The following is an 11555-nucleotide window of genomic DNA, read 5'->3' on the forward strand; positions in this document are numbered from 1 at the left end:
CACCCAGGGCCGCCACCTCCTCCAGCGCCTCCTCCAGCGCCTCGGCATTCGCGTATCGCGCCTCGGGTGCCTTCTCCAGCATGCGCAGACACAGCTCGCTCAGTGCCGGCGGCACGCGTGGGTTGAGCTCGAGCGGAGGTCTCGGGATCGCGTGGAGGACGGCGTGCACCATCCCCGGGCTCTGCCGATCACCGAAGGGCAGCGTGCCCGTCAGCAGGAAATAGAGCACCACCCCCAGCGCCCACAGATCGTCTCCTGGCCCCGCCGGGTACGGCTCCGGGCTCTCGCTCTCGCGGACGAAGCGCCAGGCCTCGGGGCTCCGGTACTCCGGAGTCCCCGGGGGAAGCACGGCGGTGAGGCGCTGTGCGCCCTCGAAGCCCGCGGCGCCGAAGTCCACCAACACCGGTTCCCCATCCGAATCGCGGATGAGGATGTTGGACTCCTTCACGTCCCGGTGGACCACTCCGGCGGCATGCACGGCGCCCAGGGTCCGCACGCAGGGCAGCAGCACCTGCCGCACCAGCTCGAGCGCGGTTGGATTCCGCTCCCGCATCCACACGTCCAGCGCGCGGCCCTCGACGAAATCCAGCGCCAACACGATGAAACGCGGCTCGTCGTCCGGCCACAGCCCATACCCATGGAAGCGCACCACGTGGGGGTGTCGGATCCGGCGCAGCGCGTCCACCTCCCGGTCGCCCCGCGAGTCCAGGGGCACCACCTTGATGGCGAAGGCCCGCCCCCCCCTGCTCGCCCGGTACACGGTGCCGAAACTGCCAGAGGAGATCGGCGCCTCCACGGTGAAGCCGGCCACCTGCGTCCCGGGCTTGAACTCCCGCCAGGGCCGCTCCCCTGCCCCTCCCGCGCCGCTTTCGTTCTCGCGCATCCCACCTGCCTTCTAAAAGGCCAGGAGGAGACGCTTTCGCCCCCGTTGCTGTCCATGACCCGTGGGGCAGTCCGTGTCTTGGAGGCCGCGAGAGGTTCTGCTTCGCTTCTCAGCGCGCGGTGCGGAAGGCGAGCACCAGCGTGGTGGAGAGCGTGGTGAGGACCAGCGACCACCAGGCCACGCTCCCAGGCAACGTCCCCGAGGTGAAGCCTGGATCCACCGCCCGGGTCGCGAGGAAGCCGGCGAGGCTCGCGGTGCCACAGACGACGAACCCGGTGACGAGCGGCAGGAAGAGCATCGTCCAGACCGCTCCGAGTGTTCCACCGCCCAGCGGGCGTGGCAGGCCCAGGGACGCGCCCGCCAGCACCAGCACGGCTCCCACGGCGAAGACGAGGGCCGCGGTGCTCCAGAAGCGGATGCGATCCCGTTTCCAGAGCGCCTCGACGAAGGGCGGGTTCTCCCCTCCGAAGATGACGCGCGTGTGACCGGCGCGCTCTCGCTCCAGGCGAACCTGGCGGCCGTGAGTCTTGGCGGCCACGAGAAAAGTCACCACGGACAAGACGAGGACGATGGCGCGAAGCGGCATGGACTCAGCCCTTCTTGACGAGGTGGACGTTGAAGTCCGGGGTGCCCAGCGCGCCCCACAGCCGGATCCACAGCAGCAGGTAGGCCTCGGTGCCGCGCGAGGTGGTGATGTCACCCATGTCGATGATCTGCTTCCAGCCGAACCACTCGGTGAGCAGCTGCTTCACGCGGTTCTTCGCCTCGGCGTCGTTGCCGGAGACGAACACGCTGTGCTCGCCGGGGATGCGCGCTGGATCCACCATCACGTTGGCGCTGACGGTATTGAGCGTCTTGACCACCTTCAGCTCGGGGAAGGCGCGCTGGATCTGCTCGCCGAGCGAGTCGCTGTTGGACACGAACAGCGTCGGCGGCATGCCCTTGGAGAAGTCGAGCGGGTTGGAGAGATCCAGGAGGATCTTCCCCTTCAGGTTCTGCTTCCCGGCGGCCTCGAGCGCCTCGATCGAGCCCGAGCCGAGCGTGCAGTTGAAGAGGATCTCCCCGAAGGCCGCCGAGTCGGCGAACGTGCCCTGCGAGGCCCTGGCGCCGGCCTTCTTCACCCAGGCCGTGGCCTTCTCGTTGTTCGCCGAGCGCGAGCCCATCTTCACCTCGTGCCCGAGCTCCACCAGCTTGCTGGCGATCGTCTCGCCGACCATACCCGTACCGAGAACCGAGATCTTCATGGCGTTGCCTCCGTGGGCGCCCCCTGTGCGGCGCCTGTCACCTGAAGCGTAGCCGTCAACCGGGCGAACAGCGAGCCCCACCCGCCGCTAGTCCACCTGCACCTGGGCCATCTTGCGGCGGTTGCCGAGGAAGTCATCCACGCCGTGGGCGATGGCCTGGGCCACGTCCTCCTGGTACTTCTCCGTGGCCAGGCGCTTCTCCTCCTCGGCGTGGGACAGGAAGGCCGTCTCCACGAGGATGGCCGGCATCTTCGTGCCCAGCAGCACGTAGAAGAGCGCCTCCTTCGTGCCCAGGTTCTTCACGCCCGAGTAGTTGCTGGACAGGTGGCTCACGAGGTTCTTCTGCACCTGGGTCGCCAGCCGCGTGGACTCCTCGGTGTTCGCCTTGGTGGCCAGATCCGCGAGGATGAATTGAAGGTCGCTGATGCCCTTCTCGGAGGACGCGTTCTCTCGCGCCGCGAGGCGGATGGAGTAGCGGTCCGCCGAGGTATTGAGCGTGTACGTCTCGACGCCCCGCAGCTTCGAGGTGGGCGCCGAGTTGCAGTGGATGGAGATGAAGAGATCTCCCTTCAGCTCGTTGGCCAGACGGGCGCGCTCCTCCAGCTTGAGGTAGCGATCGTCCTCGCGGGTGAGCATCACCTCCAGCCCGCGGGTGCGCAGCTCGCGCGCGAGCTTCAGTGCGATGGCCAGCGTCACGTCCTTCTCCTGGGTGCCCTTGCGGCCGATGGCCCCGGTGTCGTGCCCGCCGTGGCCCGCGTCGATCACCACCCGGCGCACCTTCAGCCCGAGCTGCTCCGCCAGCGTCAGCTCGGCGCTGTTGGACACCTTGGCCACCGCCTTGAGACGGGCCTGGGCCACATGCTCGTCCACCGGGGCCGTGACCGGCTTGTTCGACGCGGGAGGCGCGGAGGCCACCGCCTGCGCGGGCTCCACCGCCGGCTTCGACTCCGACGCGGGAGTGGGCGCGGGCGCGGTCACCGTGGGCGTCGGCTCCGGATCGGCCGGCTTGGACAGGTCGACACGGATGACGACGGGGGCCGGCGGCTCGGCGGCCTTGGGAGGCTCGGCGGCGGCCACGACCGGGGCGGCCTTGGGCGGGTTGCGCACCGGGGCGGGCGTCGGCGCCTTGATGGGAGGCGACGGCAGCGAGGCCAGCAGCGCCTTCAGCTCGCGCACACGGTCCCCCTTGGGGTTGGCCGTGAGGCTCTGGGTGATGACGCGGCGCGCGGACTCGGGCTGATCCAACCGCTCGAAGTAGACACGCGCGAGCGTGACGGCCGCGTCGTCCGCGAGCCGGTGCCTCGGGTGGGCCTCCATCACGCGGCTGTAGTCGGCGATCGACGCGCGCAGATCGTCCTCGACGAAGGACATGCGGCTCAGCTCGTTGAGCAGCTCGGCGGCCGTGTAGAGGGCCTCCGCGGTCCTCGGGCCCCTGGGGTAGCGGCTGGCCACGGCCTCGAACTTGCGCGCCACGTTGAGCCAGTGGTGGCGCAGCTTGCGCCGGGCCGCGTCATCCTTGAGCGCGTAGTAGGACCGGCGCGCCTCCTGGTAGGCGACCTCGGCCGCGTCGCGCTTCGCCTGGGCGGCGAGCGGCGACAACAGGGCCAGCAGCAGCAGGAGGGCGAGGCGCGAGGTCATGAGGAGTCCTCCGGGTACGGCGAGGGCTACAGACGTGTGTCACGGCCCCCCTGCCCTCGCAAATTTTCGCCCCCAACGGGTGGGCGTCTCAGCGCATCCACCCGAGCGCCCGCGCCAGCCGCTCGTCGATGACGCGGGCCTCGTCGGGCAGCGAGGACAGCACCGCCGCCAGCACCTTGTCTCCGTTGCGCACCGGCGCCCGCCCCGGGCCCAGGCGCGCGCGCACCGTGTGCTTGCGATCCTGCTTCCAGTAGCTGGCCGGGAAGAGCACCTCGCGGCGCGACTCGGGCAATGCCTCCTCCGGCGTGAGCCACACCAACATGCCCGTGCGCAGCGGCTGCAGCTCCGCGCGCAGCGTCCGCCGCAGCTCCCGCGCGAAGAGGCCCACCGCCACCAGTCCTCCGAGTGCCAGCCCCCAGGGCACCAGCCCCAGCGCTCGCGCGCGCGAGCGCACGTACCCCGCCTCGCGCGGCCTGTCTGGCACACGCGGATCCACCAGCAGGCGGATGCGCGCCCCCGGGCCCAGGCCCTCGGCGTACTCGGCGAAGGTGCGCACCCCGCTGGCCGAGTACCGCAGCGGTCCCACCGCGTAGAGGACCTCCAGCGTCGCCTCGGCGCCCTCGCGCTGATCGCGGGGCGGCAGCTTCAGCGCCGCCACCGTGCCCTCCAACTCCTCGGCTCGCGAGATGAAGCCCCGCTCCTCCACCACGAAGCGGCCCAGGGCCCACGCTCCCGTGCCCAGCGCCGCCATCACCGCCAGTCCCAGCGCCAGCACGCGCACCAGCCGAGCGAGGGCTCCGGGCACTTTCGACAGGGGGACACGCCGGGGGGCCTGGGGGATGGCGAGCTGCATGGCCTCATCCTACTTCGCCAAATCGCGAAGTGCTCGAAAGACCAGTCTCCGAGTCAGCGCGGCCCTGGTGTAGGCTCGTGGCTACAACGTTCGCTGGTGCCGGGGGTGCACCTTCGTCATGTCGACCACAACCACCATCGACACGGAGCAAGGGGTTCCAGGAGGGACGAAGCCCTACGCCCACGAGCGCGCCTCGCGCTCGCCAGGAGCATGGCTTCTGTCGTGGATGGATCGCTTCCTGTCGGAGCCCCTGCGCCAGGCCGAGCCGGATGAACTGGGCCGCTACCGCCTGCTGGTGGGCATCGCCCTCTTCCTGCTGCTGATGGACGGGATGACCCTGTTCTTCCTCCCGGGGAGCCCCCAGCCCTGGGTGATTGGCCCGGTGGTGACCTTCTCCACCCTCATGGTCACGAGCTCGCTGGTGCTGCTGCGCCGGAGGTCGTCGCATCAGCTCTCCGCGACGCTCGTCTGCTACAGCATCGCGATCGGGTTCGTGATCACCAGTCTCGCCAGCAAGGGTCCCTACACGGCCTCCCACGCGGCGGGCATGCTGCTGCCCGCGCTGTCGGTCTATCTGGTGGGGGCGCGCCAGGGGCTCATCCTCACCCTGCTGGTGGGCTTCTTCGTGGGCATCGTCCATCCCCTCTACTTCACCGCCTCCGGCCTGCTCAACCCGCCCGTCCACATCGGCTCCCTGTGGTCGTTGGACACCTTCGCCGTCGTCTGCATGCTGGGCATCTGGGCGGTGAGCTGGATGCACACCTCCGCGCGCGCTCATGCCCACGCGGCCCGAGAGCAGGCCCTCAAGACGCTCCGCGAGAGCGAGCGCAAGCTGCAGAGCCTCATCGAGAATACGGAGGACCTGGTGTGCTCGCTGGACACGGAGGGGCGGCTCATCGTCGGCAACTCGGTGATGCGACGCGCCCACCGCGAGCGCTATGGGCAGGATCCGGTGGTGGGCGAGTCGATCGTCCCCCGGGAGTCCGCCGCCATCTATGAGAACTGGAAGAAGCGCCTCGCCCAGGCGTTCAGCGGGCAGCGCGTCCGGCTCGAGCAGACCCAGACGTGGGAGGGCAAGGTGCGGGTGATGGACGTCTCCCTCCACCCCGTCTTCGGAGAGGACGGCAAGCCGCTGGGGTTGACCCTCTTCGGACGGGACGTCACCGAGCGCAAGGAGGCCGAGAACAAGCTCAGCGAGATGCACCGCACCCTGCTGGATGTCTCGCGCCATGCGGGCATGGCGGAGGTGGCCACCGGCCTGCTGCACAACGTGGGCAACACCCTCAACAGCGTCAACGTCTCGGCCAACATCGTCACGGATCGCATCCGCGCCTCGCGGGTGGGAGGACTCGCCCGGGCCACGGAGCTGCTGCGCGAGCACTCCGAGGACCTGTGCACGTTCCTGTCCACGGATCCCCGCGGCAAGCAGCTCCCGAGCTACCTCATCGCCATGTCGGAGCAGCTCGTCGAGGAGCAGCAGGCCCTGCTGGCCGAGCAGCGCCTGCTCACCGAGAGCATCGAGCACGTGAAGTCCATCGTCAGCATGCAGCAGGAGCACGCGCGCTTCTCCGGGGTGATCGAGCTGCTGTCCGTGCCCCGGCTCATCGACGATGCCCTGCGGCTGCACACCGGCGCCTTCGAGCGCCTGGGGATCGAGATCCGCCGCGAGTACGTCGAGGTGCCTTCCATCCTGGTGGATCGGCACAAGCTGCTGCAGATCCTGCTCAACCTGCTGAGCAACGCACGGCACGCGCTGCTCGACAGCGGGCGCCCGGACAAGCGACTCACCATCCGCGTCGCGCCCGGCTCCGACGGGCGGCTGAGCATCCAGGTGTCCGACAACGGCATGGGCATCGCGCCGGAGATCGTGGCGCGCCTCTTCACCCAGGGCTTCACCACCAAGAAGGACGGCCACGGTTTCGGGTTGCACATCAGCGCGCTGGCCGCGGCCGAGATGTCCGGCAACCTCACGTGCTCCAGCGAGGGGCCCGGCCAGGGTGCCACCTTCACCATCGAGCTGCCCCTCCAGCACGAGGGCACCGTCCGATGACGCTCCCCCTCCTCCTGGGCTTCATGGCCACGCTCACCGCCAGCACTCCCCCTCCTTCCCCGGACTTCGGCGCCGAGGCCGCGACCCGCTTCGCGGAGCTCGCGCTCGCCTGCGTCCACAAGGAGTACCCGAACAAGATCGCTCACGTGATGACCGGCGACGCGGACGCGCGCCCGCCCCGCGAACTCACCCCCGCCTTCTACGGCTGCTACGACTGGCACTCCGCCGTCCACGGGCACTGGTTGCTCGTGCGGCTGGCGCGGACCTTCCCGGACGCCCCCTTCGCCGCGCGCGCGCGGGAGGCGGTGGCCCGGAGCCTCACCCCCGCCAACATCGAGGCCGAGGTGCGCTACCTGAGTGGCCCTGGCCGGGTCTCCTTCGAGCGCCCCTATGGGCTGGCCTGGCTGCTCCAGCTCGCCGCGGAGCTGCGGGAGTGGGACGATCCCCAGGCCCGGGAGTGGTCGGCCACGCTCGAGCCGCTGGAGGCCCGCGCGGCGGCTCGGCTGCGGGAGTGGCTCCCCAAGCTCTCGCGTCCCATCCGCGAGGGCGAGCACGATCAGACGGCCTTCTCCTTCGGGCTCGTTCTGGACTGGGCGCGGGAGGCGGGGGATGCGCCGATGGAGCAACTGCTGACGGAGCGGGTGCTGGCGTACTACGGCAAGGATCGCCGGTGCCCGCTCGCGTACGAGCCCTCGGGACAGGACTTCCTCTCGCCGTGCCTCGCCGAGGCGGATCTGATGCGGCGCGTCCTGCCCCCGGTGCGCTTCGCCACGTGGCTGCGCGACTTCCTGCCGGAGCTCCCCTCCAATGGCTCCCCGTCCTGGCTCGAGCCGGCGATCGTCACCGATCCGACCGATCCAAAGCTGGCACACCTGGACGGTTTGAACTTGAGTCGGGCTTGGATGCTGGAGGGGATCGTCTCCGGCCTTCCCGCCGCGGACAAGCGACTCCGCTCGCTGCGGGCCACCGCCCAGCGGCACCGCGAGGCGGGACTCCGGGCCGTGACGGGCGCCCACTACGAGGGCGGACACTGGCTGGGCAGCTTCGCCGTGTACCTGGTGACCGGCAGGGGCGTGACGCGCAAGCCCCGAGGCTAGGGCAGCGGGTGGTGCTGGCGAACGAACGCCTCCAGCAGATCGAAGGCGGTGGCGAGGATGTCCTCGGACGGGAGGAACACCACCCGGAAGTGGGTGGTGCCCGCCTTCTGCCCGAAGCCGCTGCCGTGGACGAACAGCACGCCCGTCTCACGCAGGAGCGACAGCACGAAGGCCTCATCCGACGTCACCCCCGGCAGTTGGATGCGGGGCATGGCGTAGAACGCGGCGGCGGGCTCCACCACCGACAGGCCGGGGATGGCGTTGATCCGGCGCACCATCAGATCCCGCCGTGAGCGCATCCGTCCCATCATCTCCGCGAGGTGCTCCTGCGGCCCCTCCAGCGCCGGAGCGATGGCGTACTGCGGCGGGCCCGCGCTGCACAGCCGGGCGTCCGCCAGCCGGAGCACCGCGGCCTTGAGCCCCGGCATCAGGTGTGAATTGCAGAAGACGAGCCACCCCACCCGCCAGCCACAGGCCAGGTAGGCCTTGGACAGGCCTCCAAAGGTGATGATGGGCACGTCCGTCGCGAGCGACGCGGTGGGGATGTGCACCTTGTCGTAGAGCAGCTTGTCGTAGATCTCGTCGGACAGGATGACGAGCCCGCGCCGCCGGGCGATCTCCAGCAGCCCCTCCAACACGTCCCGATCGAGCACCGCGCCCGTGGGGTTGTTGGGATTGCACAGCAGGATGGCGCGAGTGCCGGGCGTGCACAGGGCGTCGATCTGCGCGAGATCCAACGACCAGCCCTTGTCCTCGTCGAGGGAGTACGGCACGGCCTGGACGCCCAGCCTGGCCGCGAGCGCGTTGTAGAGCGGGTAGCCGGGGGACGGTACGAGCACCCGCTCACCGGGCTCCAACAGGGCCGTGAGGGCCAGATCAATGGCCTCGCTCGCGCCGTTGGTGACGACCACATCCAGGGGGGTGATGCCGGGGATGCCATGGCGGAAGGACTCGCGGGCGATGGCCTCGCGGGCGGCCGGGATTCCCGCCGAGGGCACGTAGCCGTTGTGGCCGTCCCGCATCGCCCGGTGGACCGCCTCGATCAGATGCGGAGGGGTCTGGAAGTCGAACTTCAGCGGATCGCCGATGTTCAGATAGAGGATGCGCCGACCCTGGGCCTCCAGACGAAGTGCCTCCGCCACGACGTTGCGGATGGCGTACCTGACGTTCTCGATGTGCCGGGCGGGTTGGACCAAGGGGACCTCGGGATGGGGGGGCACCTTCTACACCGGGGAGCCGATTTCAAGGCACCAAGGAATGCAGAGGGTTCCGAGCAAGCAACACTTCCAGCCAGGCAGGACGAGGTCGAACTACGGGAACGTCATGCCGTCGAAGAACTCGCCCCCGCCGCCCCTCTCCTGGCTCCACAGCTTCAGGGTGAAGGTGTGGCGCGCCTTCTCCTCCGGCGCTTCCACCTCCACCACGACACGGCCTGTTTTGCCCGAGGGGATGGGCTCCAGCGGCCACAGGCCGAGCGCCTTCAACTCCACCCCCTGCGGTCCCACCAGCACCGCGCCAGCGGGTGTCCAGGGCGTGTTTCCCTCATTCCGCAGCTCCAGCGCCACGGCCAGCCGCACCCCCTTGCGCCCGCCTTCCCCGTGCCCGGTGTCGGAGCGGTAGCTGTGCGCCTTGGAAACGGTGAGCGTGTTGCCAGGGCGTGCGGACATGCTCCTCTTGATGTTCTTGGAGGGGACGCCTTCCTCGCCCATGAGCCGCTGGGCGAAAAGTCCCGTGAGCCCCACCTGTCCGGTGCACTCGGCGTGGAGGCGCGCCTTCTCCCGCCGACACTGCCGGACTTCCTCCAGCGCCCGTTGCTCGCCCTCCCGGTAGGAGGCCACCGTGCGCGGCTGGCGCGTCACGACCACCTGCTGCTCGGCCTCCGAGGGGTGCACCACCAGCAGGAGGGTGACACTCGCCGGGGCCACACCGTCCTGGAAGGACACCCTCACAGGCACGCGCTCCCCATCCGGCAGGGCTTGCGTGGGCATGAGGGTGAAGCCCACCTCATCCTCTATCACCCGGAAACGCTCCCGTCCGGCCAGCTCCACGCGCGCCAGCTTCGCGTTGAAGAAGAAGCTGCTGGAGCGCCCCGGGCGGATGCACACCTCATGCGCCTCGCTGGGAGTGTCCGCCGTCAACTCGAGGTGGCGCGTGCCCGACGTACAAGGGGGCAGTGGGGAGGACTCGCGGGTGCCAGCCGGGGCGGCGAGCAGCATGAGTCGCAGGAGCGCGGCGGAGGACAGGGCGAACATGGGACGGGGACCTCCCGAGTGGGACGAGATCGGAGAAGACGGCTCTATTGGAAACGGTCCACCACCCGCACGTCCGCGACAGGAGCCACCAGCACCTCGCCCGGCTTGCTTTCGGGCTCTATCACCATCCCCACCTCCCCCTCGTCGAACAACTCCATGCACACCGTGTACGTCTCCCCGGTGGGAGTGCGCGCCTCGGTGAAGCGGCCGTACACGCGCCCCTCTCCGAAGTAGAGCCGTCCGGAGAGCCGGGTCCGGTTCGGCAGTGCCGTCTTTCCCGTGGGCGTGTCCCAGTCGCCGAACAATAGGACGGGAGTGTCCTCGCGCACGGGGATGCCCCTGCCGCGCACGTCGGACCACTCGAAGGTGTGCTCTTCTCCCAAGCGCAGGCCCAGCGTGCCCGTCATGGTCTCCACGGCCCCGGCGGGGCATGCCTGCGGAGGCGGTGCCGGGCGTACCGGAGGCACCGGCTGCGGCGCGCTCACGCAGGCCTGCAAGGCGGCGCCGGTGAGGCCGAGACACGCGTTGCGCACGGAGGCTCCTCGGCCCTTGGGCGTCTGCTGCTGCTTCTTCATGGGGGCGGTGTCCTTTCGGGGCGCCGCGGGTGAGGCGGCGACAATGGCCCGTGCAGGTTCCGGCGATGGCTCGGGGGGCGCCACTTCCTGGCCGGAGGAGAGCCACCAGGCCCCCAGTGCCAGGGACAACCCCGCGCCCACGCCCGCCAGCACCCGGACCCCACGCCTCCGCCTCTTGCCCGCCGCTGGCCTCTCCTCGTGCAGCGGCACCGTCCAGGCCGCGTCAGCCCGGGCCTTCACCTCCTCCAGCGCCTCGTACAACGCCACGGCGCTGGGGTAGCGCGCCTCGGGCCGCTTCTCCAGCAGCCGCAGGCACACCGCCTCCACGTCCCGGGGCACGCGCGGGTTGACGAGGTGCGGAGGCAGGGGCGCCCGGTGCAGCACCGCGTCCACGTCCACGCCCCCCTCGTCGGTGAGCCGGAAGGGAAAGCGCCCCGTCAGCAACCGGTAGAGCACCACCCCCAGCGCGAACAGGTCATCCCCGGGCCCGGCCCGGTAGTGCGCGCCCGGCATGCCCGCGTGCGCGCGGCCGAAGGCCCACGCCTCGGGGGCTCGGTAGCGGAGCGTGCCCGGGGGGAACATCCCCTTCGTCAGCGTGGCATCTCCCTCGTGGTAGCCCACCCCGAAGTCCACCAGCACCGCCTGCCCGGTACTCTGGCGCACCAGGATGTTGGCCTCCTTCACGTCCCGGTGCACTACCCGGGCCTCGTGCACCACCGCCAGCGCACGTGCCACCTCCAGCACCCGGTCCACCACCTCGCTCGTGTCGCGCCCGGGCTGGCGCCCCCATTCCTCCAGCGTGGGGCCCTCTATCAACTCCAGCCGCAACCACAGGAAACGGGGCTTGGCGTCGGGCCACTGGCCCGCGCCCAACTGGCGCACGAGGTTGGGGTGGTGCAGGCGCGTGCCCAGCGCCATCTCGCGCCAGGCGCGCGCGGCCCGTTCGGCGCCCTCGTCCAGGGG

10 protein-coding genes are annotated in these 11555 nt (G+C 70.2%); 2 read left to right on the forward strand and 8 right to left on the reverse strand.

The features are described from left to right. From VF794_RS38040 to VF794_RS38060, 5 genes are all read right to left on the reverse strand, one after another. Positions 1 to 883: serine/threonine-protein kinase (locus VF794_RS38040; RefSeq protein WP_331118315.1), on the reverse strand; the 883-nt coding region annotated here is incomplete at its 3' end. A 109-nt stretch (positions 884 to 992) separates the two neighbouring features. After that, positions 993 to 1469 (reverse strand): hypothetical protein, encoded by a 477-nt coding sequence (locus tag VF794_RS38045; RefSeq protein WP_331118317.1) that lies wholly within the window; start codon positions 1467 to 1469, stop codon positions 993 to 995. Positions 1470 to 1473: 4 nt separating this feature from the next. After that, positions 1474 to 2127, reverse strand: coding sequence for an NADPH-dependent F420 reductase (locus VF794_RS38050; protein WP_331118319.1), 654 nt, complete (start codon positions 2125 to 2127; stop codon positions 1474 to 1476). A gap of 87 nt (positions 2128 to 2214) precedes the next feature. Next, positions 2215 to 3765, reverse strand: coding sequence for an N-acetylmuramoyl-L-alanine amidase (locus VF794_RS38055; protein WP_331118321.1), 1551 nt, complete (start codon positions 3763 to 3765; stop codon positions 2215 to 2217). An 88-nt stretch (positions 3766 to 3853) separates the two neighbouring features. Then, the gene (locus VF794_RS38060; protein WP_331118323.1) at positions 3854 to 4618 is read right to left on the reverse strand and encodes a DUF3592 domain-containing protein; all 765 of its coding nucleotides are present in this window, start codon (positions 4616 to 4618) and stop codon (positions 3854 to 3856) included. 118 nt (positions 4619 to 4736) lie between these two features. On the opposite strand from VF794_RS38060, the gene VF794_RS38065 reads away from it, so the two are divergent. Together VF794_RS38065 and VF794_RS38070 are read left to right on the forward strand one after the other, a co-directional pair. Then, the gene (locus VF794_RS38065) at positions 4737 to 6668 is read left to right on the forward strand and encodes an ATP-binding protein (protein WP_331118325.1); all 1932 of its coding nucleotides are present in this window, start codon (positions 4737 to 4739) and stop codon (positions 6666 to 6668) included. Next, positions 6665 to 7765, forward strand: coding sequence for a DUF2891 domain-containing protein (locus VF794_RS38070; protein ID WP_331118327.1), 1101 nt, complete (start codon positions 6665 to 6667; stop codon positions 7763 to 7765). The genes VF794_RS38065 and VF794_RS38070 overlap by 4 nt, the downstream gene beginning before the upstream one ends. Here VF794_RS38070 and VF794_RS38075 read toward each other — a convergent pair. The 3 genes from VF794_RS38075 to VF794_RS38085 form a co-directional block, all read right to left on the reverse strand. Next, positions 7762 to 8961: an aminotransferase class I/II-fold pyridoxal phosphate-dependent enzyme gene (locus VF794_RS38075; protein ID WP_331118329.1), complete on the reverse strand. Its 1200-nt coding sequence runs from the start codon at positions 8959 to 8961 to the stop codon at positions 7762 to 7764. The genes VF794_RS38070 and VF794_RS38075 overlap by 4 nt on opposite strands. Positions 8962 to 9075: 114 nt before the next feature. Beyond that, positions 9076 to 10017, reverse strand: coding sequence for a DUF2381 family protein (locus VF794_RS38080; RefSeq protein ID WP_331118331.1), 942 nt, complete (start codon positions 10015 to 10017; stop codon positions 9076 to 9078). Positions 10018 to 10061: 44 nt separating this feature from the next. Further along, on the reverse strand, positions 10062 to 11555 hold a 1494-nt coding region (locus VF794_RS38085), incomplete at its 5' end, for a serine/threonine-protein kinase (protein ID WP_331118333.1).

Source organism: Archangium sp. (assembly GCF_036389735.1).
Classification (GTDB): domain Bacteria; phylum Myxococcota; class Myxococcia; order Myxococcales; family Myxococcaceae; genus Archangium.